At 45.9% G+C, this 23,467-nt stretch carries 26 protein-coding genes and 4 pseudogenes; 18 read left to right on the top strand and 12 right to left on the bottom strand.

What is annotated here, in order from left to right:
- Nucleotides 1–161: 161 nt before the first annotated feature.
- Nucleotides 162–1,166 (top strand): NAD(P)-dependent oxidoreductase, encoded by a 1,005-nt coding sequence (locus HXY43_RS10470; protein ID WP_290883069.1) that lies wholly within the window; start codon nucleotides 162–164, stop codon nucleotides 1,164–1,166.
- 17 nt (nucleotides 1,167–1,183) lie between these two features.
- Here HXY43_RS10470 and hetI read toward each other — a convergent pair whose 3' ends face one another.
- On the bottom strand, nucleotides 1,184–1,885 hold the full coding sequence (gene hetI / locus HXY43_RS10465; protein WP_290883067.1) for a 4'-phosphopantetheinyl transferase HetI: 702 nt from the start codon (nucleotides 1,883–1,885) through the stop codon (nucleotides 1,184–1,186).
- Nucleotides 1,886–2,089: 204 nt separating this feature from the next.
- Between hetI and devC the strand changes: the two genes are divergently transcribed.
- The 12 genes and pseudogenes from devC (at nucleotide 2,090) to HXY43_RS10405 (ending at nucleotide 10,391) form a co-directional block, all read left to right on the top strand.
- Entirely contained in the window at nucleotides 2,090–3,256 is a 1,167-nt protein-coding gene (devC, locus tag HXY43_RS10460; RefSeq protein WP_290883065.1) for an ABC transporter permease DevC, read from the top strand.
- A 120-nt stretch (nucleotides 3,257–3,376) separates the two neighbouring features.
- Nucleotides 3,377–3,703 (top strand): annotated as a pseudogene (locus tag HXY43_RS10455) (MotA/TolQ/ExbB proton channel family protein); the annotation flags it as partial.
- Between the two features lie 156 nt (nucleotides 3,704–3,859).
- Nucleotides 3,860–4,066 carry a hypothetical protein gene (locus tag HXY43_RS10450; RefSeq protein ID WP_026732279.1) on the top strand — a complete coding sequence of 69 codons (207 nt, stop codon included), beginning with the start codon at nucleotides 3,860–3,862 and terminating at the stop codon, nucleotides 4,064–4,066.
- A 234-nt stretch (nucleotides 4,067–4,300) separates the two neighbouring features.
- On the top strand, nucleotides 4,301–4,858 hold the full coding sequence (locus tag HXY43_RS10445; protein ID WP_026732280.1) for a methylmalonic aciduria and homocystinuria type D protein: 558 nt from the start codon (nucleotides 4,301–4,303) through the stop codon (nucleotides 4,856–4,858).
- 1,232 nt (nucleotides 4,859–6,090) lie between these two features.
- Nucleotides 6,091–6,384: pseudogene (locus tag HXY43_RS10440) on the top strand (IS701 family transposase); the annotation flags it as partial.
- A gap of 78 nt (nucleotides 6,385–6,462) precedes the next feature.
- Nucleotides 6,463–6,798 (top strand): cation:proton antiporter subunit C, encoded by a 336-nt coding sequence (locus tag HXY43_RS10435; RefSeq protein ID WP_290883061.1) that lies wholly within the window; start codon nucleotides 6,463–6,465, stop codon nucleotides 6,796–6,798.
- Nucleotides 6,795–8,231: a cation:proton antiporter gene (locus tag HXY43_RS10430; protein WP_290883059.1), complete on the top strand. Its 1,437-nt coding sequence runs from the start codon at nucleotides 6,795–6,797 to the stop codon at nucleotides 8,229–8,231. Before HXY43_RS10435 ends, HXY43_RS10430 begins: the two co-directional genes overlap by 4 nt.
- Nucleotides 8,228–8,617, top strand: coding sequence for a Na+/H+ antiporter subunit E (locus HXY43_RS10425; RefSeq protein ID WP_290883057.1), 390 nt, complete (start codon nucleotides 8,228–8,230; stop codon nucleotides 8,615–8,617). The genes HXY43_RS10430 and HXY43_RS10425 overlap by 4 nt, the downstream gene beginning before the upstream one ends.
- Nucleotides 8,614–8,880: a hypothetical protein gene (locus HXY43_RS10420; protein ID WP_026732285.1), complete on the top strand. Its 267-nt coding sequence runs from the start codon at nucleotides 8,614–8,616 to the stop codon at nucleotides 8,878–8,880. Before HXY43_RS10425 ends, HXY43_RS10420 begins: the two co-directional genes overlap by 4 nt.
- On the top strand, nucleotides 8,877–9,155 hold the full coding sequence (locus tag HXY43_RS10415; RefSeq protein WP_290883054.1) for a monovalent cation/H(+) antiporter subunit G: 279 nt from the start codon (nucleotides 8,877–8,879) through the stop codon (nucleotides 9,153–9,155). The genes HXY43_RS10420 and HXY43_RS10415 overlap by 4 nt, the downstream gene beginning before the upstream one ends.
- Entirely contained in the window at nucleotides 9,148–9,735 is a 588-nt protein-coding gene (locus HXY43_RS10410; RefSeq protein ID WP_290883052.1) for a DUF4040 domain-containing protein, read from the top strand. The genes HXY43_RS10415 and HXY43_RS10410 overlap by 8 nt, the downstream gene beginning before the upstream one ends.
- Nucleotides 9,732–10,391: a Na(+)/H(+) antiporter subunit B gene (locus HXY43_RS10405; RefSeq protein WP_290883050.1), complete on the top strand. Its 660-nt coding sequence runs from the start codon at nucleotides 9,732–9,734 to the stop codon at nucleotides 10,389–10,391. The genes HXY43_RS10410 and HXY43_RS10405 overlap by 4 nt, the downstream gene beginning before the upstream one ends.
- Nucleotides 10,392–10,533: 142 nt before the next feature.
- Here the strand turns inward: HXY43_RS10405 and HXY43_RS10400 are convergent, their stop codons facing one another.
- Both HXY43_RS10400 and HXY43_RS10395 read right to left on the bottom strand, forming a co-directional pair.
- Entirely contained in the window at nucleotides 10,534–11,817 is a 1,284-nt protein-coding gene (locus HXY43_RS10400; protein WP_290883048.1) for an aspartate aminotransferase family protein, read from the bottom strand.
- Nucleotides 11,818–11,837: 20 nt separating this feature from the next.
- Entirely contained in the window at nucleotides 11,838–12,017 is a 180-nt protein-coding gene (locus HXY43_RS10395; protein WP_290883046.1) for a hypothetical protein, read from the bottom strand.
- Nucleotides 12,018–12,262: 245 nt separating this feature from the next.
- Between HXY43_RS10395 and HXY43_RS10390 the strand changes: the two genes are divergently transcribed.
- Nucleotides 12,263–13,327, top strand: a complete 1,065-nt coding sequence (locus HXY43_RS10390; RefSeq protein WP_290883044.1) for a TrkA family potassium uptake protein — start codon at nucleotides 12,263–12,265, stop codon at nucleotides 13,325–13,327.
- 21 nt (nucleotides 13,328–13,348) lie between these two features.
- Here HXY43_RS10390 and HXY43_RS10385 read toward each other — a convergent pair whose 3' ends face one another.
- Together HXY43_RS10385 and HXY43_RS10380 are read right to left on the bottom strand one after the other, a co-directional pair.
- Nucleotides 13,349–14,752, bottom strand: coding sequence for an HlyD family efflux transporter periplasmic adaptor subunit (locus tag HXY43_RS10385; protein WP_290883042.1), 1,404 nt, complete (start codon nucleotides 14,750–14,752; stop codon nucleotides 13,349–13,351).
- A 6-nt stretch (nucleotides 14,753–14,758) separates the two neighbouring features.
- Nucleotides 14,759–17,125: an ABC transporter permease gene (locus tag HXY43_RS10380; protein WP_290883039.1), complete on the bottom strand. Its 2,367-nt coding sequence runs from the start codon at nucleotides 17,123–17,125 to the stop codon at nucleotides 14,759–14,761.
- A 78-nt stretch (nucleotides 17,126–17,203) separates the two neighbouring features.
- On the opposite strand from HXY43_RS10380, the gene HXY43_RS10375 reads away from it, so the two are divergent.
- A complete protein-coding gene (locus HXY43_RS10375) occupies nucleotides 17,204–17,446 on the top strand; it encodes a hypothetical protein (protein WP_290883037.1) in 243 nt (80 codons plus the stop codon).
- Here HXY43_RS10375 and HXY43_RS10370 read toward each other — a convergent pair.
- Both HXY43_RS10370 and HXY43_RS10365 read right to left on the bottom strand, forming a co-directional pair.
- Complete coding sequence (locus tag HXY43_RS10370; protein ID WP_290883035.1) at nucleotides 17,406–17,846, bottom strand: putative toxin-antitoxin system toxin component, PIN family; 441 nt, start codon at nucleotides 17,844–17,846, stop codon at nucleotides 17,406–17,408. The genes HXY43_RS10375 and HXY43_RS10370 overlap by 41 nt on opposite strands.
- A complete protein-coding gene (locus tag HXY43_RS10365) occupies nucleotides 17,839–18,144 on the bottom strand; it encodes an AbrB/MazE/SpoVT family DNA-binding domain-containing protein (protein WP_290883033.1) in 306 nt (101 codons plus the stop codon). Before HXY43_RS10365 ends, HXY43_RS10370 begins: the two co-directional genes overlap by 8 nt.
- A gap of 476 nt (nucleotides 18,145–18,620) precedes the next feature.
- Between HXY43_RS10365 and HXY43_RS10360 the strand changes: the two genes are divergently transcribed.
- Together HXY43_RS10360 and HXY43_RS10355 are read left to right on the top strand one after the other, a co-directional pair.
- Nucleotides 18,621–18,866 (top strand): type II toxin-antitoxin system Phd/YefM family antitoxin, encoded by a 246-nt coding sequence (locus tag HXY43_RS10360; RefSeq protein WP_290883031.1) that lies wholly within the window; start codon nucleotides 18,621–18,623, stop codon nucleotides 18,864–18,866.
- Nucleotides 18,863–19,027: pseudogene (locus HXY43_RS10355) on the top strand (type II toxin-antitoxin system VapC family toxin); the annotation flags it as partial. The gene HXY43_RS10360 and the pseudogene HXY43_RS10355, both read left to right, overlap by 4 nt.
- Nucleotides 19,028–19,077: 50 nt before the next feature.
- Here HXY43_RS10355 and HXY43_RS10350 read toward each other — a convergent pair.
- From HXY43_RS10350 to HXY43_RS10335, 4 genes are all read right to left on the bottom strand, one after another.
- On the bottom strand, nucleotides 19,078–19,737 hold the full coding sequence (locus HXY43_RS10350) for an ABC transporter ATP-binding protein (protein ID WP_367161477.1): 660 nt from the start codon (nucleotides 19,735–19,737) through the stop codon (nucleotides 19,078–19,080).
- Between the two features lie 240 nt (nucleotides 19,738–19,977).
- Nucleotides 19,978–20,736, bottom strand: coding sequence for an acetolactate decarboxylase (gene budA / locus HXY43_RS10345; protein WP_290883027.1), 759 nt, complete (start codon nucleotides 20,734–20,736; stop codon nucleotides 19,978–19,980).
- Nucleotides 20,737–20,867: 131 nt separating this feature from the next.
- Nucleotides 20,868–21,569 carry a tRNA (adenosine(37)-N6)-threonylcarbamoyltransferase complex dimerization subunit type 1 TsaB gene (tsaB, locus tag HXY43_RS10340; protein WP_290883025.1) on the bottom strand — a complete coding sequence of 234 codons (702 nt, stop codon included), beginning with the start codon at nucleotides 21,567–21,569 and terminating at the stop codon, nucleotides 20,868–20,870.
- A 144-nt stretch (nucleotides 21,570–21,713) separates the two neighbouring features.
- Complete coding sequence (locus HXY43_RS10335) at nucleotides 21,714–21,962, bottom strand: Ycf34 family protein (RefSeq protein ID WP_290883023.1); 249 nt, start codon at nucleotides 21,960–21,962, stop codon at nucleotides 21,714–21,716.
- A gap of 85 nt (nucleotides 21,963–22,047) precedes the next feature.
- Between HXY43_RS10335 and HXY43_RS10330 the strand changes: the two genes are divergently transcribed.
- A complete protein-coding gene (locus tag HXY43_RS10330) occupies nucleotides 22,048–23,295 on the top strand; it encodes a CCA tRNA nucleotidyltransferase (protein WP_290883020.1) in 1,248 nt (415 codons plus the stop codon).
- Between the two features lie 86 nt (nucleotides 23,296–23,381).
- Here HXY43_RS10330 and HXY43_RS10325 read toward each other — a convergent pair.
- Nucleotides 23,382–23,467, bottom strand: a pseudogene (locus tag HXY43_RS10325) (IS200/IS605 family transposase); the annotation flags it as partial.

The raw sequence follows: 23,467 nt of genomic DNA, 5'->3' as shown, positions 1-23,467 counted from the left end.
CATGAACATGAAGGCATGAGATCTTCCGCTTCGGTTTTGGGCTTGCTTTTCTCATCTACTTTAAGCAGAATACTCGCAATATTCGTCAATTAATTTCTGGAATATTTGTTCATGAGATTAAGAACAAATACTCTTTGTTTTGACAAAGGATATCTAAATTTATGAATCTTAAAGACAAAACTATCCTAATTACGGGAATAGGTGGATTTATTGGCTTACGTACTACCGAATTAGCGATCGCCCGGGGAATGCATGTTAGAGGACTAGAAAATGATCCTAATAACGCAAAAACGGCGCAGAGTCTAGGTGCGAAAGTGATTGTTGGTAGCGTCTGCGATCCAATTGTTGCCCAAGAGGCTTGTCAGGGAGCGGACATTGTTCTGCATACAGCCGCCCTCGTTAAAGAAGGAGGATCGCTAGACGAGTTTCGTAATGTCAATGTTGGTGGCACCCTCAATATAGCAAGCGCAGCCAGAAATGCTGGTGTCAAGACTTTTGTTCACCTCTCCAGCGTAATAGTATATGGCTTCACCTATGCAAATAAAGTTACAGAAGAAGGGCCACTCCGTAGCGAGAATAATCCTTACTCTTTGACCAAAATAGAAAGTGAACAAGAAATATTGAAGCTGAACGCACCACCAGATTTTGGTGTCATTATTATTAGACCGACAGCTGTTTATGGGCCAAGGAGCAACCCTTGGGTGGTTCGTCCCCTTTCGCTAATGCGTCAAAGACGATTTGTGATCCCTGATGCGGGAGGGGGAGTGATGAATCACGTATATATAGATAATCTAATTGATGGAATCTTTCTCGCTATAGAAAAGGAAGCATACGGAGAAGCTTTCAATATCTCTGATGGACAGGAAACCTCTTGGAAAGAATACTACAAACGTTTGGCTGAAGTTGGAAATGTACCTGCGCCCTTGTCTCTACCAGCACCAATCGTCAAGTCTTTGATTCGGTTGGAGTGGTTAAGAATGAAAATTTTGGGTCAACAACCTGTTATTTTCCCAGCAGCTGTAGACTTTTCCACTAGCCCTCATGCTTATTCCATCAAAAAAGCGCAAACCCAGCTAGGATATGAGCCGAAAATAACTCTAGAAGAAGGTATGGAATATATACGGGAATGGCTAGACAATACAGATACCCAGGCATCAAATAACTGAAAGAAACTCTTGTGACATTAATATTGCCAGCACTTCAGATCTAACTCAAAACCTTCTACAGCAACTGCACCAACATAATTATCAGCAGGTAAAAGTTCTATCAAACTCCACTGTTCATCGGTGGTGAGTTTTGCTGGTTCTTCTGGAGTCAAGGAAATCTCTACTTGCTCCAGTTGAACTAGTCCCACTCCTGTTGCTTTTAAATAAGCTTCTTTACATGTCCAGTAGCGAAAAAACACCTTTTGCTGTTGTTGTGGAGGAAGCGATCGCACTACTGCATATTCTCTGGGTGAAAAGAAGCGTTTGGCAAGGGCTTCTACATCACTCACAGATCTGATGTATTCTATATCAACACCAATCACGCGGTTAATACTTACCGCACATACAGCTAAATCTTGAGAATGGGACAAGTTAAACGATAGCCCACTATGGATATAAGTATCACCTAATATTGGTTTGCCACGGGGTTCATATTCAAATCGCACCGCTTGTGGTTCAACACCCAAGTAGCGACCCAAGATAGCACGAAGGATTCCCCGGCCGGCGATAAAACGCTGCTGATGTTGCTGAAAATAAAAACGCCGAGCGCGAGCTATTTCGTCACTGGAGAGAGTAGCTTCTAAAGCTTGCAGTTCTGGTTCTGGTCGTTCAAGGTCAATTCGCCAGATATGAACATCATATGGCAACAATTTTAAATCAGTCGGTGCAGCTAGCCACATAAGATCTCATCTCCCACCCCAAAAACAATCTAGAAGTTGAGACAAGGGTTAAAGAAATTGTCTTTTCCTTTCCCCCTTATTGTTTAATCTTTCCCCCACCTCTTGCAAAAGTTACTTTTGCAAGAGGTTTAATCTTCTCCGGTTTTCAACCACTTTTGCAAGAGATATATTATCAGGACTTGCCAAAGGAAGGAGTCTCCGTAAATGCTTCGCAAATGTTTTCGCACAACCCTCCTAGCATGGCGGCAGTTAGTTAAAGAGAAAACTCGTTTGGCGATCGCAGTGGTAGGTATTGCCTTTGCAAACATTCTCATCTGTGCCCAGATGGGGTTTGAGGCTTCACTATTTGACAGTTCCACAGCACCACAAAGGGGTTTAGATGCAGATTTGGTGGTGGTGAGTTCCCATTTTAAAAGTGTATATTCAGTCAAAAATTTCTCCAGAGAGCGATTGTATCAGGCGTTAGGATTTGCAGAAGTGGAGTCGGTGAGTCCACTCTATATGGGTTACGGAAAATGGAGAAATCCGCAAACACGTCGCATACAATCTATTTTGGTGTTTGGTACAGATCCGAGAACCACAGCATTTAAATTTCCTGAAGTTCATCAAAACCGCAGTCAGCTGCAAAAGCTGAATACAGTGTTGTTTGACCAAGCTTCCATACCAGAGTTTGGGCCAATCGCGACTTTATTTCAACAGCAATCAACAGTGGAAACTGAATTAAATGATGTCAGTATCCGGGTTGTAGGTTTGTTTATCTTGGGTGCGTCATTTGGTGCCTATGGTAATGCTATTACCAGTGACTCAACCTTTTTACATCTATTCCCCGACCATCATCCCAATCAAATTCAAATCGGTCTGATTCAGTTGAAACCAGGTGCAGATGCACAACAAATTGCCAAAATTTTAACAGATGATTTACCTGATGATGTCATGATTCTCACAAAAGAGGATTTTGCACGGGTAGAAAAAGCTTATTGGGCAAAAACAACCCCCATAGGTTTTATTTTTGGTTTGGGTGTGATTGTCTCTTTCATTGTCGGCATTGCGATCGTTTATCAAATCATTTATGCCGATGTAGCCGATCACTTGCCACAATACTCTATGCTGAAGGCAATTGGATATAGCGATCGCTATTTAATAGTAGTTCTTATTCAAGAAGCTTTACTCCTAGCAGTGTTGGGTTACATACCAGGATTTATCGTTTCACTAGGACTTTATCAACTAGCAGCAGCGGCTACCATGCTGCCTATGTTTATGACTATTGAGCGGAGTGTAACTGTGTTTGTTTTAACAGTGGCAATGTGCTTGATTTCTACCGCTAGCACGATGCGAAAGCTGAATTCTGCCGACCCCGCCGACGTGTTTTAAAACATGAGGTAAAAGCAATATTCAAAATTCTCCCCCTCTCCCCCTTTCCCCATCCCCCCATCTCCCCATCTCCTCCTCGCCGCATCCTTTTGTTAATGTAAGTATGCGTTGTTAATTAGTCAAAATATCTTCGATACTATTATTGCTCTTGCGCCTCTGTTGGGTCTTCTTGGTACCGTCTTGGGATTAATTGCTTCCTTTGCTTCTTTAAATATTGGTGATGTCGGAGGCGCAAGAACAGCAGGTGTGACAGGTGGTATTAGTGAAGCTTTGGTTTCAACCGCATCGGGATTGGTAGTTGCTATTTTTACACTGCTATTTGCTAATAGCTTTCGAGGGCTTTACCAGCGTCAAATTGCACTGATTCAAGAATATGGCGGACAGTTAGAATTGCTTTACCGTCGTCGCTATGAAAGGGGAGATAAAACCTATGCACCTTCCCGATGAACCAGACTTGCCACCGCCTTAGTGGGGAAATAGGAAATTGCGAATAGCTAATAGGTGGTTTTCCTCTCTATTAGCTATTAGATATCTCTTGGCTTTAATAGTATTCTTAGATCACACACTAAAATTTTTGCGCTTTACTTTTTGAGGAAATACAGCATGACTATTTGGGTAAACGAGCAAATTGATCCTTCCGGCATGATTTATGCTTGTATAGCCTGCTGTAATGAGTCCCAAGCCAAAGATTGCCATGAGTCTTTTAAACAGAATTTGACTGAAACTCAAAAATCAGCTGGTTGGATAGCGCGATTGCGGACTGTTGATTCTTGGGATGATGTTCCAGTCAATGCTTTAAAACTTAATTAATTGGGTAGTGGTTAGTGGTTAGTGGTTAACTACTAACTACTAACTACTAACTACTAACATTCTTACTAATAGGTTAAGAAAATATAACAATAAGATTAAGAAATAATAAATATTTAACAATAGCTTCAAATAAACCTATCCAGTGCAGAAAATAGTTGATTTTTCTGAATCTTTAAGAGTTATCATCTATACAAAGTAAAAATTAAAAAACTTGAAAAAAACGACATAAGATTAGTGAACTATCCAACGCTTAATACTTCTGTTGTAGGCTATCCTATTAATTTGGTTGGCACAAGCGGACAAGCGGTTGAGATTTCAATTCATCCCCCGAGTCAGTACATTTGTGCTAACCGCGAACGGATATTACCAGATTGGAAAAATCAACTTTTTTTGTGGGTGGTGATTGTTTTACAAAAATCTAGATATGGAATGGTGGAAACTACGCCAGAAATTGAAGCAGAAAAACAATGGTTGCGAGAAAATTTTATGAGGTTTGGCTTTGATGTCGCCTTCAATTTACGCGATCGCAACTACCTCACAGACCTCATCGATCCCCGCACTGGCTATCCCTTGCTTTCTCGTCCAGGGATAATTCCCCATGACGACACAGCTGTTGTGAAAGCTTTACTTGGTTATCCAGTCATTCAAAATAAATGTCGCGTACTAATTCATCCCGAATGGGGAATGGCAGTTTATCCCAGTATCTTAATATCAGTAGCTCCCCCAATCATCATCGAATCGGCCATCAGAAGTATAGCTCCTTTGCATGGTTGGAAGGAGGAAATGAGTTAAGTAGATCGGCACAATTAAAGTTAACTCGTGAAGACCGTCATTTGTCATTTGTCATTGGTAGGGGTTTCAGGTATATTTACTTTTCGTAACATAGTTATGTTTATTTCCACCCACCTACTTAGTGGTTGGTGGTTGGTGGTTGGTGGTTGGTGGTTGGTGGGCTTTCAAAATTTTTTTGAGCCGCCATGGTAACACAAAGACCTTGTGCTTAAAGCTAAATTGTTTACGTAGCAAGGCTTTAAGACCTCTTTTGTAAATTTGCACTGAGGGAAGTTCAGTTTGAGGTATGAGTGCGATCGCAAAGTGCAGTAAAAGATACTTGATAGGGATACTAAACCGCTGTTATGCGATGCACTTCCTGATTAGCGATCGCCTTTTGAGGAAAACTTTTCAATTTAACTGAACATTGGGTTACGCAAAAACCTTTTTGACCTCCCACGTCTAGCTGTTGTCCACAATCGGAGAAATTATACCGATTCAAAAAATGTTTAAGGGCAGATAACCCCACCCGGAGTGACGGACTCTCAGAGAACTCGCGCTTAGGGTTGGGGAGGCGTCTTATCTATGTGTTGCATTCTTTTTCAAATTGGTATTAACCCTGTTTTGTCACTTTTGCAGTGGCAAAATTTTACGAAGACTTACTTCACAAGGGTTAAAGACATTGAACTCTTCTATCATTCCGGGAGCGAGTCAACGCTCTCAAAGCTTTACTGAATAGAGGTTTCATTGACAGAAGCAGGTTAACTACTTTGCATCTACACACTCTAGTTGATTTGTCAACACCTTCTACTGGGCTAGAACTCTAAAACGTCGATTCAGTATTCAGAAATTGTCTTTATGGCTGAGACAAGGAAGAGGGGGGAACCGGAGGTGGGTAGTTGGGGAGTTGGGGAGAATCTAAAACAGGACTCTCCGCATCACCCCATTGCCCCCCAACCCCACAAAGTGGGCACCCCTAGCCCCTCATCACCCCATCCTTCCTTGTCCTCCTTCCCTTGTCCTTCTTTTCATTTGAAGATTACTGAATCGGTGTTCTAGCCGTCGATCAATTTCACTCCCGGTATTGGATTGACTATATATTGATGTGACTTTGATATAGAGTTAAATCAATGCTTATCCATTGAAAATGGAATAAAACCTTATAAAAAAGAGGTGCAAAAATAGGTGAAAATACTTGTTGGGAGTGGCTTTTACGTCAGACTCACGATTGAGCAGCGTCAAATGAAACACGCAAGGTATTTTACCGTGCGGCCAAGGGCTGGTTAAGTATGAGCGAATATGAGGTGCATGATGAAACTAATCTCAAACGCCATTGGATTCTTGTTTTTTGTGCCTACAGTTTTATTCATTGGCATCAGTTGACCGGAGGTTTTCGACGACAGTGGGCGACTAAACCTCTCATAACCTTTGTTGAGGCATTGAAAACCTTCCGTACAGCTGTTGGATTTCGTTTCATCCATTGGTTAAATACCCACATCGATGTATTTGCTGCTCACAGCGCTAAGTCTGGCTATATTTGGGCTTAGGAATTTTCAAAGTACCACAGAAATAGTGTATTTTTTCAAAGAAAATTACGATCAACCCTTACCCAACAGGCAATTCCCGTGTTAGAAGCATTCATATTCGCAACAATATTGTGCGGGTTTTTCGGCATCATCCTTAAAAAGAACCTTGTTATGAAGATCATCTCTATGGATGTCATGAGCACGGGGGTTATCGCCTATTACGTGCTGATTGCATCGCGAGATGGTTTGTTCACACCTATTGTTTCAGATGTCAAAAATGGCGCTTACTCCGATCCGGTTCCCCAGGCAGTAATATTGACGGCGATTGTGATCGGCTTTTCGATTCAGGCCTTAATGCTGGTCGGTGTCATGAAATTGGCGCGGGATAATCCGACATTAGAAACCAACGAAATCGAGAAGAACAATACGCCATGAGTACCCTTACGATTGCTTGGATCGGACTCCCGTTTTTTGTGGGATTCGTAATTTATCTGCTCCCTAAACTGGATCGCTACCTCGCACTGGGGATGGCTTTTGCTTCTGCTGGATATGCCTTGCAGCTATTTGCCGAGCGAGCGCCACTGACACTGCAATTACTAGATCATTTCGGCGTCACATTAGTAGTCGATCAGTTGAGTGGCTACTTTATATTAACAAATGCGCTGGTAACTGCCGCGGTCATCCTCTACTGTTGGCACAGCGGTAAGACGGCTTTTTTTTATGCACAGACCATAATTCTGCATGGCAGCGTTAATGCCGCGTTTGTCTGCTCGGATTTTATCAGTTTATACGTGGCATTAGAGGTGATCAGTATTGCCGCGTTTCTCTTGATTGCCTATCCCCGCACCAATCGGTCGATTTGGGTTGCTTTGCGCTATCTGTTTGTCAGCAACGTGGCAATGCTTTTTTATCTGGTTGGCGCGGTGCTGGTCTATCAGACGCATCATTCATTTAGTTTTGCAGGTTTGCGCGGGGCACCTCCGGAGGCGCTTGCCCTCATCTTTCTGGGACTCTTAGTCAAGGGAGGGATCTTTGTATCGGGATTGTGGCTACCGTTGACCCACTCCGAATCGGAAACGCCGGTGTCGGCTTTGCTGTCGGGAATTGTGGTCAAAGCTGGTGTCTATCCATTAGTGCGGTGTGCGCTGATGGCGGATGAAGTTGATCCGATCGTCAGGATATTTGGAGTTGGGACGGCGCTGCTGGGAGTGTTCTATGCAGTCTTTGAAAAGGATACCAAGCGGATGCTGGCGTTTCACACGGTTTCGCAGTTAGGCTTTATCCTTGCCGCACCTAAAGTGGGTGGCTTTTATGCACTGACGCACGGTCTGGTCAAATCCGCGCTCTTTCTGATCGCGGGTGCCTTACCGAGCCGAAACTTCAAGGAACTGCAACAGAAGCCGATCGATACCGGGATCTGGGTTGCTCTGGTTATGGCCAGCTTCTCGATCTCAGGCTTTCCCATGTTGTCTGGCTTTGGGGCCAAGGTGTTGACAACGAAGAATTTGCTGCCTTGGCAAGCGATCGCCATGAATGTTGCGGCCCTGGGAACGGCAATATCGTTTGCCAAATTCATCTTTCTGCCCCATGAGAGACGAGAGGGACAAAAGGATGTACGACCTGGTTTCTGGGCAGCGACGATCTTGTTGATCGGTGGCCTCATTTTGGCAAATGTTGTGTATTTTGAGGCGTATACCGTCGCGAATATTACGAAACCACTCGCCATCATCGGCGTTGGCTGGGTGGCGTATTTTTTGATTTTTCGACGGTCAGTACTCAAGCTGCCGCGTGTACTTGAGCAATTTGAGCATCTGATCGGTGTAATGAGTCTGATGTTGATCCTACTCTTCTGGATGGTATTTCCATGATTGGGTATTTGAATCTGATATTGCGACTGGCCATCTGGTTTCTGCTCACCGCCAACCTGAGTGTGGCAAATATCATCATCGGCGTCAGCGTCGCACTCCTATTGCCGCACAGACATAAAGCCACAGGAGCATTGAAGGATTGGCTGCGGGCACTGGGTGAGGTGATCGTGGCAATTCCGCAGGCGTATATTGAGGCATTTGAAATCATCCTCCGTCCCCATAACGAAGAAGATGTAACCTTGGAACGAGTCCCACCACGACGGACACCCGGTCTTATATTCTTGGATGTATTTATAATCACCTTTACGCCCAAGACCATTGTCTTGAAATACCACGAAGAAGGCTGGTACGAAGTGCATCGAGTGCGACGGAGGAAAAAGACGTGAACCTGGTACTGATAGCAATGATTTTGGCACTGCTCATCCCCATGTACGAGGCATGGCAGGATGATGATATCTGGCAAACGATGTTGGCTTTTGCCAGTATCGCCACCAAGACATCAGTCATGATCCTGGTCGTATCCGTCTTGCGGGATGATTGGATGATCGGTGTTGTCGGGGTAATTATCCTGAGTGTGGGAAATGCCGCATTGATGCTGCTGGCCCATGTGATCAAACGAATGAATGATGGATTGAAGAGTGATATATGATCGACGTATTTAGTTATGCTTGCATAGGTCTAGGAATCTTCTTCTGGTTTTGGGGCACTTTTCCCTTGCTGGGCAAGCGATCGGTCTTGTTTAAATTGCATAGTCTTTCGGTTGCCGATACCCTCGGTTCGATCAATATCGTGATTGGGCTACTTTTAAGGATACCCAGTGAATGGCCGTTACTTATCCTCGCCATTATCTCCTTGGCGATCTGGAATACAGTACTCGGGTATGTATTGGCATACTGTTCCAGCAGCGGAGGTAGCAATGGCTGATAGCTATATCTATGTCATCATCGCCCTGCTGCCGTTGGCTGCGTCCATGCTAGTACTTCAGGTCAATCCATACCATGCCCTGGTAATCCGCGGCATCCTGGGAGCGATGGCGGCATTGGTATATGAGGTTTTGGGGGCACCGGATGTTGCTTTGACCGAAGCATTGGTGGGTACCATGCTCGCGATTACTCTCTATGCGATTGCGGTGCGTTCATCGCTGGTCATGCGTCTTGGCGTGATCAAAGACGAGTCGATCAAGGCAGATGACGATCGCCTTTTTGGGCAACTGATGAATGAGTTACGAACTATTTTTGGCAAACGCCACATGCGTCTTGAGTTAGTGACCTACACAAATACGCAGGCTTTGCACCGGGCGCTGATGGACAAAGAAGTCCATGCGATCTGTGCCCCATCGGAATACAGCGATGAATATGGTGATGTGCCTGGAGATGAAAAGCAACCCTATCAAACTGCGACCAGGGTTCAACGCATCTATGAAATCATGCAAAGCGAACTTTCATCACCAGGGACAACCCTAACCTATGTAAGTACACCAGACTCAGGAAAGAAGCATCCATGAAATGGCTATATATTATAGCAGGGATAGCGCTGTACGTCAAAATGCTTGTCATCCCCAACCCAGCACCGGACTTGTCGATCTCTATCGTCGAGTCGGTTGTACGTGATAGTGGGGTGCCTAATGCAGTTTCGGGTATCATTTTCAGGAATCGTCTGTACGATACTATCTTTGAAGTAGTGGTATTTACAATTGCGATCTTGGGTGCCAATTTTCTGCTGGCGGATGAAAAACCGTCCTGCACGATCTATCAGTTCACAGATCAGCCATCCATTGTGCTGGCGCGCCTGGGAGCGACAATTACCGCGTTGGTGGGTATCGAACTAGCGATTCGGGGGCATTTGAGTCCGGGCGGTGGTTTTGCGGCCGGGGTGGCGGGCGGAACGGCGATCGGTCTTGTTGCGATTACCTCATCATCGCAGTGGATGCAGGCGCTCTACAAGCGCTGGCATGCCGCTACATGGGAGAAGGTTTCGGTTCTTATTTTCATTGTCCTGTCAGTTATCACTCTGGCGGGAGGGGAATTACCGCACGGAGAGTTAGGCGCACTGGTCAGCGGGGGGATTCTCCCCATTCTCAACATCCTGGTGGCAGTAAAAGTCGCATTGGGGTCGTGGGCGGTTGTTTTGATTTTTATTCATTATCGGGGATTGTTGTGAGAGATGTGAGGTTGGGGATTGGGGATCGGGGATCGGGAATTGGGGATTGGGAATAGGTAAAATTATGAGTGACGAATCCTGAATGCTGAAAATTTCATAATTCATAATTCATAATTCATAATTTTTATGCCCCAGTCCCCCATTATGCCGTTACAGCCGCGATCGCCTTGTCAACAAGTTGCAACGCCGTATCTACTTCTTTTTCTGTCACAATCAAAGGTGGTACGAACCGGATCACCTTGGTGCCAGCCGGCACGAGTAATAAACCCTCATTAATTGCAGCTTTAACTACATCAGCGGCAGTAATTTCAGCATCTGCTTTTAACTCCATGCCGTTGATTAAACCCCAGCCGCGTACTTCGGTGATGTGATGGGGATATTTGGCTGCGATCGCCCTCAACCCAGATCGCAATTGCTCACCCCTCTGCTGTACGTTCTCTAAAATATTCTCTTTCTCCAATGTCTGGCAGACAGCGAGAGCAACGCCACAAGCAAAAGGATTACCGCCAAAGGTGCTAGCATGTTCTCCTGGTTGGAAAACATCGCAGAATTTTTTACACATCATTGCGCCAATGGGAATACCACCGCCTAAGCCCTTGGCACTGCTGAAAATATCCGGCTCAACACCAAGATGTTCGTAACCCCATAACTTGCCACTGCGTCCCATGCCGACTTGCACTTCATCGAAAATCAGCAGTACGCCCGTTTCATCACAAATTTGTCGCAGTTTCTGGAAGTAGGCCACATCCCCCGGACAAACACCCCCTTCTCCCTGCAATGGCTCGATCAAAATCGCCGCGACGCGGTAATCACCTTCATCCAACTCACTAATCGCTGTTTCTACCGCCGCAATATCGTTATAAGGTACGTAGTGGAATCCGGGTACTAATGGATCGAAATTTTTTTGATACTTGGGTTGTGCTGTGGCGGTAATCGTGGCTAAAGTTCTGCCGTGGAAACTAGAGTGAGCCGTTAAAATAATCGGTTGTTCAATTTCCAACACTGTATGCGCGTATTTGCGCGTAAGCTTGATGGCAGCTTCGTTTGCCTCCGCCCCTGAGTTGCAGAAAAATACGCGATCGGCGCAGGAATGCTCAACTATCCACTTTGCCAATTCTCCCTGTTCGGGGATGTAGTACAAATTAGAAACGTGATGCAGTTTTTGAATTTGACGTGTGACTGCTTCCACCATCGCTGGGTGGGCGTGTCCCAAGGTGCAAGTGGCAATTCCTGCTACAAAGTCGAGATATTCTCGCTCCTCGGTATCCCAAACACGACATCCCGCACCCCGTTCTAAAGCTAGGGGAAACCGCCCATAGGTAGACATGACAGCTGCATCGAAGCTATCAGCATCAAAGGGGCTAGATGACACAGAACCTGACTCTGAGGTAATGAGGTGTTGTTGAACAAGAGTTTCTAGGCTCACTGCTTTGCTGCTCCATTAAACTAATACAACACGCAGTCGTAAATGCTGATATCAAGCGGCATCTTTTTGCGATCGCCGCAATTGCCATAAATCTGAGAACTAGGACTATAGACCTTACCAAAAATCTCATGCCACTCAAGCAACATCGCCTCTTGAGTGGCATAAGAATAAATTCGATAGGTGTAGTTCATGACCAGCATGAAAATACTTTACCATAAGTGACAAGTTATGGTAGTTGCCCTCACCCCCGATCCTAGAAAACTAATTCAGTAATCTTCAAATTGGAGACAAGGCAGACAAGGAGGACAAGGAAATAACGCTTTTCCCTTTAACCTTTACCCTTTAAGCGACCAACACCCGTTAATTTTGGGTTGGCGAAGTATTAATAGTTCATCTTAAGCTGACACTCGGTTATCCTCAAAACGAGTGGCGGTGGTGAAATATAGTGTACTCAACTCTGGAACAAAAATATCAACGTATCCAAAAAGAGTTAATGGCAGGGGCGGTTGCTCTCGGCGGTGTATTCCTCATCGGTACTGTATGGTATCGCCTAGTGGAAGGCTGGTCATGGGAAGACGCAGCATATATGACGATCATCACTTTAGCGACTGTTGGCTATGGTGAAACACGACCACTAGAAAGCAGGGGGCGACTGTTTACAATAGCCCTGATTGTAATGGGTGTAATCAGTATTGGTTACATCGTGAACCGATTTACAGAAGCCGTAATTCAAGGCTATTTTCAAGAAGGAATTCGACTACGACAGGTGCGGCGCGCAATGGAATCTTTATCAGGGCACTATATCATTTGTGGATATAGTCGGACTGGTCGTCAAATTGCCAAAGAATTTCAGGCAGAAGCCGTTTCTTTTGTAATTATTGACTCCGACGTGGAATCTGTGCGAAAGGCACAAGAACTAGGTTACACCATATACCAGGGTGACGCCACTTTAGATGAAACGCTGATCAGGGTAGGTATTGAAAGGGCAGCTTGTATAGTAGCAGCCCTACCTTCCGATGCGGAAAATTTATATACAGTTCTTTCGGCAAAACATCTGAATCCTGGAATTCGAGCGATCGCCCGAGCAAGTACAGAAGAAGCGTTACAAAAGTTACAACGTGGTGGTGCAGATGCTGTGATTTCTCCTTACATCACCGGCGGTAAGCGGATGGCAGCAGCAGCACTCAGACCCCAAGTTATGGACTTTGTCGATGGAATTATCTCAGGTGCAGACCGACAGTTATATATGGAAGAATTTTTACTCGACCGAAATATTTGTCCGGTTGTGGGTCAAACTTTAGGACAAGCAAGGTTACGAGCGCAAACAGGCGCATTGATTCTCGCTGTCCGTCGCGTCGATGGCACCCTGATCGGTGGCCCCACTCCTGACACAGTATTTATGCCAGGAGATGTATTAATTGCGATGGGTACACCTGAACAACTACGTGCTCTCAACCAGCTTCTTGGGCCAATTGGTTCCAAGCAATTGCGAAGACCAAAGAAGAGTTAGACACAAGCAAGAAGAATATTTTTACCTAAAAGTAACGCGGCTACCATCATTGATTTGTTCACTGGGATGGAGAATGACTACTTCACCTTCCTTAAGTCCTTGCCGAATTTCAGCTTCAAAATCACTGCGCTGTCCGATTTCAACCAAGCGACGAGCAGCTTTACCATCTTTGACTACAAAGGTACACCAAGATCGATCGCAGCGAAAAAGTGAACTCAACGGTATCTTCAGCAGATTTTTACTATCCCAAATCACAATTTGCACATCGACACGGTAAGCATCACCGAAGGAGTGAGGTGTATCAACAAAATCACCAATAACGTTGACGCGTTGCTCCTCAACTCCCAGGGCAGAAACTTTAGTAAAAGCTGAAGGTTCCACTAGTCGCACTTTCGCCAGAATTGGCTGAGTATCGCTTCCCCGGTCAATTAAAATAGTATCCCCAGGCTGAATTTTCACAGCATCGCTGGAAAGCACGTCAATTACTAGTTCCAGCTTGGAGACATCACCTATTTCTAACAGAGGTGTGCCAGATGTAACATATTGGGCACTTTTCTGGAGTATCCGCAGAACTTGACCACGCACAGGGGAGCGAATGTCAGTACGGGCTGCTTCATCCTTTAGCTTCGAGAGTTCCGCCTCTACGCTGGCAATCCGGGCATCGTAAACCTTGAGCAAATAATCTGGGTCACTCTGTTGTTGTTGTAAGACAGTTAGGGCTGCCTGTGCTACCTGAACTTCCGCAGTAGCAGATTTTGCTTCCAGCTTTGCTGCTTCTAGTTCTTTGGCTTTGGTAGTTTCATTCAGTTCTGCAATTTCCCGGTCTTTGCGGGGAATCACCCCAGCCGCTTGCAGTTCTTGGGCACGTTGACTATCCCGTCGGGCTTGTGCCAGTGCTGCCTGGGCTTGTGCTACCCTTGCCTCTGCCTGACGCTGGGCGGCAAGCGCTGCCTGGATGCGCTTTTGTGCCTGTTCTAAGGTTGCCTGTTTGGGTCGCTGTGTTGCTACTCCTTCTCGCTGTGCCTGCCATTCTGCTAGCCTTGCCAAGGCTTCTTTGACTGAAGCAGTTAGGGGAAGCGGGTCAATGCGGGCAACTAAGGTTCCTTGCTCAACTTTATCGCCTGCATCTAGTTCAATCCGGGCAAGGCGACCATCAACGGGTGCTGAAACCACAAAGCGATCGCGCACCCGAGTTTTGCCTTCTGCATTTACTGTTACTCGCAGTTCGCCACGAGTAACGCGCCCGGTGTCTACTGGAATGGGAGCAGGACGAAATGCCCAAACAACCAGTGTGAGGGTAGCAAGGGCGATCGCACAATAGACAAACAACTTTCGCGAAAATTTCGGCAAACGCTTCCTCAAGCCCTCGGTATCTTTAGTTGGTTTTTGGTCAGTTGCTTGCTTAGGTGATGGTAATAGCTTCATGTGTCCTTACTCCGTAGTTTTGAGGACAGCGATGAGATCGAGGTGAGTTAGCTGGCGGCGGACAATTAGTCCAGAAACAATAGCCGCGATCGCCACCACAACAAAAGCAAACGCAAAAGTCGCCCTCGTCACAATCAAAGGGAAGCGGTAAAGTTCCGAGTTGTAGGCAAAAGACATCAAAGCACAAAAACCAAACCCAATTGCAAACCCCAGAGGAATTGCAGCCATCGTCAAAACTGCCTGTTCGCCCAAGAGAATGACTGCAACCTCTGCTTGAGTGAAACCAATTACACGCAGTGTAGCCAGTTCCCGACTGCGTTCTGACAAAGCAATGCGGGCAGCATTATAGACTACTCCAAAGGCGATAATACAAGCAAAAATTACCAATACAGTAGTGAAAATACTGAGGCTGCCAGCGATGGTTTCTTGAAAGCGGGCGATCGCTGTCGTTCGCACAGAAACACCTGTTACCGCAGGTGTCCGTTTTAGCAGCGCATATAACTTATCAATTTGCAACGAGTCAGCAGCCAGATATGCCCCAGAGACAGTTCCCCCTTCACGCATCAACCGATTCAATGCATGGATATCCATGTATGCTGCAACACCAATCAGTTCATCCACCAACCCAGCTACAGCAACACTGCGGGTAGGTCTAGCTCCCTCTAAGACTTCCACCGTCAAGACATCGCCTGGTTTAACTTCCAGAATTTCCGCTAGTTTTGTTGTCAGCACGACCCCATCAGGTGGTAAATAGACAGTATGCAGTGTCTTATCCACCAAGCGGCGCAGTTCTCCTGTTGGTTCCAGCCCTGTCAGGGCAATTCGGTATGTGCGATGTTCAAAGCGCAACCTGGCTGGCACTGCCCGGAATGGTTCGGCTTGCAAGACACCAGGCAGATGATTGACTTCATACCGCACCCGAGAGGGGCGCGGCTCATTGAAGACAATCGTCACATCCTCACGTTGGACATTGCGGAACTGCACATCAATCATGTGTTGCATAGCATCGCTAAAGTAGCGACCGACAACCAGCATGGCAACGGCAAGGGCTATCCCAAGAGTAGACAAAAAAGCTTGTACTGGTTTCCGTTCCAGATTTCGCAGTATCATCCGACCCACTGGTGAGAGCAAATCTTGAAATCCCATACGTTCGATGATGGTGGGGCGAAAGTGGGCGGGTGGTTCGGGACGCATCGCTTCAGCAGGAGGTAGAGAAACCGCCTTTTGCACAGACATGAAAGCACCAATAACAGCAGCGCCACCACTAATAAAAATTGCCCCCATCACTTGAGCTATACCAAATTCATAGCGGAGTACGGGAAAGGAGAAAAATCGGGTATAGTTATGAGTGACCGCAACACCAAACCACAATCCCAAGGCAGTGCCAAGTGCTGCACCGATGAAAACAATCGCCAGCACAAACTTGAGATAGTGCCAGCCTATGCTCAGATTGTTGTAGCCGAAAGCCTTCAATACGGCGATTTGGTCGCGCTGGGTAGCGATGAGGCGAGAAAGCAAGATGTGCAGTAAAAATGCCGCGATACCAAGAAAAATAGACGGTACTATCGTTGCAGTTCCTTGCAATTGGGTAATTTCTTCCGATAAAAAGCGGTTAGAAAGCTGGTCTTTGCGTCCGTAGGCACCAAATCCGCCATACCTTTCCAGAAATTGATCGAGCCGGAAGATAACATCTGCTTCTATTGCCCCTCGCATCAGCGTCAGCGTCACATCATTAAACGCCCCATCCATATCAAAGGCTGTTCCCAAAGCATCACGTCCCATCCAAAAAACACCGAAGCGTTGATTATCGGGGAAAATATCGCCCGTTCCCTGGATGGCGTAGACATACTCTGGTGAAAGCGCTATCCCCACAATCCGCAACTTTTGCCAGCGTCCGTTAATGACTGCACCTATGGTATCACCTAAATCTAGTCGATGGGCTTTGGCAAAGTTTTCACCGATCAATACTTCATCATCTCTATCTGGCTGGATGTAGCGCCCCCGTCGGATGAAAAGGTCGTTGAGCATCGGCATTTGCCGCTCTGGTATAGATATTAACCGTCCTGTGGCTGGTTCACCTCGTCCGGCAATGTCGAGGCTGACATCTGCTACTACCCGCGTTTGCACCTGCACCACTCCTGGAATTGACTCTATTTGCGGCTTGAGGGATTCTGGAGCGCGTTTGAGTTGGGCGAAAACTTGGGCAAAGCGATATTGCTCGTAATAGTTTGCCTGGGAAAGTTTGAGGGATTCGTAGGCACTCAGCATTGAGACAAAGCTAGCAATTCCGCAGGCGACAACCAAGGCTATGGCTATCATTTGACCGCGCATATGCCAAAGGTCACGCAGGAGTTTTTGATCGAGGGCTTTCATAACAGTTGTCGCCTCATCAATCCCGCTCAGGGATTGCTCACCTTTATATAGAGGTTAGGCAAGAAAGTTGAGGAAGTTGTGAGAGTTTGGGAAGATAAAGGCGATCGCCAGAACTTATTAGCAACGCCAGCACAATGTAACAAGCCTCTGAAACAACATAGACGCCCCAACGGCTTATCGTCAGACATCGCCCTTCTAGTTCACAAGTGCATTAGCGAAGCTATCCCAAGGGATAGCAACTTACTCGATGAAAGGGGCGATCGCATCTGGAAAGCTCTTTCTATTGCAAACCTCTTTCCACAATTTCTCGAATTTCTCTGACGAACTCAGCGGGAGTCTGGATAATTATACCACTCTGGGCGGCGACTTCGGGAGTAAAATCTTTAGTGTTCAAGCTTAATAGACGGTCAACTTTTGCCAACACAGCAGCAGCTAGAATTGGCGCATCTTTGGCTTCGATAAGCGCTGTCCATCCAGTCGATTCTGCCAAGGGTGGGTTCGGTTGAATTTTGGGGTTGATAGCTGCCAATAATTGCGTGAAAATTGGCAACGCAGCAGGTAATTTTTTACTGAGGTTGCGTTGGCATTCTTCCAGAACTTGCTCGGATACAACTAGCTGGAAAAGACCAATCTCAGCCATAGTTAGCACAGCACGGCTAGCCCCTGTACGCGAAGCTGCTCCAGCAATCAGAACGCTAGAGTCGGCAAAAACTTTACGCATTTTGCTGCCGCTCTTGCCAGATTGCCTCGCGTTCTATTTCTAGCCCCTCTAGCAAATCGCTGAGGTCTAAACCTACATTTTCCATAAGGGTTGCGATTTTGTCTGCGAGTTGAGGAACTTGGGGTTGTTTGGGAGTGAGCAAAACTAAATCGCCAATTTGCAGAAGTATCAGCGTATCACCTTCAGTCAGGCTGAGATAATCCTGTACGGCTTGCGGGATAATAATTTGCCCTTCTTTTTGCAGGCGAATAGGGAAGGCTCTCATCTCAACATTAGTATTTTCTGATGTAGAAGTCACAAAGTTCAAACCTTTCAAAAGGAGTGTATTTGCCTATTTTAAGAAAATAGGGCGGGCGATCGCTTTTGGTGGTTGATGTTGGATGGCGGCGAGCGCCATAACTTATCGACAACGCCAGCACCAAAGGTCACGCAGAAGTTTTTTAAAAAGTTAACACCTTATCGGCATCAACTGTCCATTGCGTAAGCTGACTCATGGTGCCGTTTTCAATGCCATCAATAAAGGTTATTCATCTGCTTTGTCCAAAAACATCTCGCATTTCATTGTGACAGGTAGCAGACAAAGTTGAATTTCTGTCCTACAAATAGCTTGAAATTGCACAACTTCTACCACTAATCAATTACCCTTAAACGAATCACCTTACCGATCGCTTCCAAATTAATTTGACACTAAACACCAACCGAGCTGATGAACTTGCTCTTGCACTACTATTCCAACTAAACTAGACTTAGTCTACAAACTTAGTTTTTAAGCTCGTGGAAACCGTAAATATCCATCAAGCTAAAACAAATCTTTCACGGCTTTTGTCGCGAGTGGAACTTGGAGAAGAAATCATTATTTCAAACCGAGGCGTTCCAATCGCAAAGCTAGTTCCGTTTCGCACCTCATCAAATCGACGAGCTAGTTTAGGGCAAGATCGAGGGCGTTTCATCGTGCCAGAAGATTTTAATGCTCCTTTGCCGGAAGAGATTTTGGCAGCATTCGAGGGTGGCCAGGAGTGAGACTCTTGCTGGATACACAGTGCTGGTTGTGGTGGTTTGCCCAACCAGAGTGTTTGAATGAAGAGGCGATCGCCCACATTGCCGATGAAACCAACGAATTGTGGTTCTCTGTTGCCAGTATCTGGGAAATGAGCATCAAAGTTGCGATCGGAAAGTTGCCGCCAATGCAGTTTTGAAACAAGCAGGACTGCCGAAAGCGTTTTAATCTTTATTACCACTCCAATTGTGCAGGTGCAACCTTACTCTCATTACACTGCACGCTTGCAATCTGACCGCTTCGCATCGTCACTACTCGGTCAGCCATCGCAGCGATACCAGCATTGTGCGTAATTACCGCAGTTGTAGTACCTAGTTCTCTGTTTACCTGTTCCAACGCTTCCAACACCAGTTTGCCCGTCTGGAAATCCAGCGCCCCTGTGGGTTCATCGCACAGCAGCACTTCAGGACGCTTGGCAATAGCGCGGGCGATCGCTACCCGTTGCTGCTCACCACCTGACAATTGTGCGGGAAAATGATTCAGGCGATCGCCCAACCCCACTAACTCCAATGCTTGTTCTGGACGCATCGGTTTGCGAGCAATCTCGGTCACCAAAGCTACATTTTCTTTGGCTGTGAGGCTGGGAATCAGATTGTAGAACTGAAAGATAAAGCCAACACAGTTGCGACGAAAGCGAGTGAGTTCTGCTTCACTGGCATGGGTCAAGTCACGGTTGCGAAAAAATACATGACCGCTAGTCGGTACATCTAACCCACCCAAAATGTTCAACAGGGTTGATTTACCACTACCTGAAGGCCCTAACAATACCACAAATTCTCCCTCATAGAGGTCAAGGTCAATCGACCGGAGGGCGTGAACCTCTACCTCACCCATGCGATAGACCTTGGTGATTCCATGAATATGAAAGACCACTCCCGATGGTGCTGTAGTATCTGGGTAGGATTTTAGTATTTTGCCAAGTTTATTCTTCACTATTTTGCCTAGACAGTTTGGATATCGGCTAGCTTCACCGACGGCAGGTAAAGTATAACTCAGCATCAGCATCTACCGACCGTCCGATGCAAGCGTTTGTTCGACCGCGATCGCATTTCAAGGCTCGCTTTATTTGGGACATCACTCCAGTGATGCTTGTGCAAAGGCAGTATGATTGGGCAACATCATCTGCCAGTCACGCAGGGTCTCCACATCAGCTATAGGGTTAAGAAATTCTCCATCAAGCAGGTGCCCTCCTGCTTTGCGATCGCTCGTAATGAAATGAAAGTGATAGCCTGCCACATTCACACTTTTGAGATATTGCGGCAGCCGAAACCCCACTAAAGTACCCCGCACATCTCGCAATTCAAAAACACGCTGCTGCTGACTAACCACATTACTTAATGGGGGATAAGGAAGTGTTTGTTTGGGTACACTCCTCACTTTCAAATAAGGAAAGGTGCCTTGAATGCGAATCGCGTAAGGCAAGTTCTGCGTTGGCAACCGTTCGCCGATCTGCTGCTGCAATTCCTGATAGGTCAAAAGTCCAGTCAGACGAAGCGATCGCTCTCTACGGAAAAACGTAACAGCAGAAAATGGCGTTTTCACCTCATCTGCAACGGGATAAGCAACGCCATCCACTTTGATTTGATAAAACTTGCCATTGAGAACAACCATCTCTCCATCCAATCCCTCGAAGGTGCCCAACCCAAAGTTTCCATGCTGTTTAAGTTCAGCTAATGTTGTGGCTCCTTCATACACCCCAACGTTTAAGGCTCCCAAGGTAGAAACCTGAAATCCTGGATGGGGCTGGAGAATTTGTTGGGAATAGGCAGGTAACACACTAACTACAAGGGCAATGAGCAATACCGCAAACCATAAATACCGTTTTAGCTTCACTATCCTTTTCCTCAGCACAAGATAAAACCTTGAACCAAAGTATCTCTTCACCAATAACTTAAGCAATCGACTAGTTAATAGTGAGACAACAGTTTGAGGAACTTGTGAAGAAAATTGGTTCAAACTGACAGTTACAGTTCCACTGGATGTTGTCCATAGAATGGCAGTGCTTCTGACCAATGGGGACGCTTTCCTTGTTGCCATTCTATATACGCCAGCTGCAATATACTTGTCACCGTCGCAGCTAATCCAGATTTGGCTTCAATTAACCGATAATTGTTATTCCAACTTGCTAACTTTTCCTGCCATGCTTCTGGCATCAACACAGTATCTGGTAATAAGACTTTGAGTCCGGAAGCATCAGGTGCAAGTTGATAAATAGCGGCGAAGATTTGACCCCGTTGTGCTGGCATTTGCACGGCAATAGCTCGATCCCCCCTAGCCCCCCTTTGTAAGGGGGGAACATAGTCCTTTTCAAGGGGGATCTGCGGGATATATTCTGACCACGCTACCGCCGCTAATGTGGAAATAGCAAATACAGGAATATCTAACTGTTGCCCTAAAGTCCTAGCAGCAACAACTCCAATACGAGTGCCGGTAAAACCACCAGGCCCCTTAGCTACAGCAATAAACGCCAAGTCTGCCCAAGTTTGAGGTTGAATAAATTCCATTAAATATTGGTGCAGCAGACTAGATAATTCACGTTCCAAATTCCAAACACCAGAACGTGTGTCGACCGCAAAGTTGCTCATTGCTAAACCCAATTCGGGAGTAGTTGTGTGCAGTGCTAAACCGTATTTTGTCGGGTCGAGATGTTGTAGTTCGGTAGACAAAGCTAATTTAAATATCTGTTTTGCTAGATGTAACTTGATTTATTCAAGCACATTGAGGCTACCACTTTATTTACTCACATTAAAATATATACGACTACCACACTAAATAGCAGTAGTCGCATTAAAAGCACATAACTTTATTTGTCAAGTCGGCACTAACTCACCAGGACGCAACTTCGACCACTTGCCCTGTTCTAGCTTAAAGCTACGACATCCCACAACATCCCATTCCATTTCAATCACATCGCCTCGCGGACGGATGTTGACATTGATAGATGGTTCATTCGGCTCAAAATCTGGGGTTTCAGTCAAATGGGGCTGTTGGTGTTGGGTTTCTACCGCGTGATAGGTGACACAGCGGTCTACATAGTGGCAGTTTACGCAAACACACATAATACAACCAACTCCAGAACCTTTATTGTTAATCTAGCTTAAGCCAAAACTTTATTCATTAGCCGCTGGGTTTATTTTTATTACAATGGCTAGTTTATTCTCTTCTTGTCTATTTCCGGAAAATTGGCCTTTTAGCCTGGAATTGTTGCCACAACCAGCTTACATGGTGGGTGGTGCTGTCCGAGATGCCATCTTGGGAAGAACTCGCGAATATCTGGATTTAGATTTTGTTCTACCATCTAATGCTGTCAAAGTAGCTCGTCAAATCGCGACGCATTACAAAGCTGGTTTTGTTCTACTCGACTCAGAAAGACAAATTGCTCGTGTGGTTTTTCCTCATGCTACTGCTGACTTTGCCCAACAAGAAGGAGATAGTCTAGAAGCCGATCTGCATAGGCGAGATTTTACAGTAAATGCGATCGCCTATAATCCCCGCACCCAAGAAATCATCGATCCTTTGCAAGGTTGTGCAGATATAAAAAAACACCTTTTGAAAATGGTATCACCTGCCAACTTGGCAGACGACCCCTTGCGGTTACTACGGGCCTATCGCCAAGCCTCCCAACTTGGCTTTACCATTGAAACAACAACCCAAGCAGCTATTCGTGCTTTGGCGTCACACATAGCTAAAGTTGCCCCAGAACGAGTACGCGTAGAATTGGCATATATGCTGGCAAGTTCTCAGGCTACTCCCTGGCTGATCGGTGCTAGCAAAGATGGTTTGCTTGCACCTTTTTTCAAATCCGCCACACCAAAACACTTCCATCAACTTGCAGAAGTTGACACAGCAGCTAATCAACTTACACATAGATGGCCGCAATTAAGCGAACAACTGCAAAGCTACGTCCGCGATACTGTTAAAACTACTTGGTTAGGTATTGCCAAACTCGCTTGTTTGGTGAACCCAAATCCAGAAATAGCAGAAATTGAACTGCAAGAACTCACCTACAGCCGTGCAGAAATTAAAGCCGTTACCACCGCCCTGAAACTGTTCCCACAACTAAAAACTCCCCTGATGACTTTGCGAGAACAGTATTTTTTATTTCAAGAGGCGGGAACTGTATTTATAAGTACAGCCATTTTATCCGTGATACACGGTCAATCGGTAGAGGCGATCGCACCCTTAATAAGCCGCTACCTTAACCCTGACGACCTGGTCGCGCATCCCACCCCTCTAGTGAGTGGGAGAGATATAATGGTAGCATTAAAAACTCCTGCTTCACCACTGGTAGGCAAACTGCTGACGGAAATTGCGATCGCTCAAATTGAGGGGAAGGTTTCTACACCAGAAGAAGCGATCGCTTTTGCAGCCAAGTTAGTTATTAATCATTAAAAGGACTATTGCGAATCGCATCGCCAAAGCTTGGACAAACAAAACCGTGGACGTGACCAAAAGAATGGGATACAAGCCCCGTCCTTCTAGGACGGCTTTTCTTGATTCCTAATGTACTCCTTCAAGACTTCTATTGGCGCACCCCCTACAGACACCGCAAAATAACTGGGAC

Source organism: Fischerella sp. (genome assembly GCF_013388695.1).
Lineage (GTDB): Bacteria > Cyanobacteriota > Cyanobacteriia > Cyanobacteriales > Nostocaceae > PCC9605.
The sequence above is the reverse complement of the archived record's forward strand: the minus strand, read 5'-3'. Positions and strand labels throughout refer to the sequence as shown.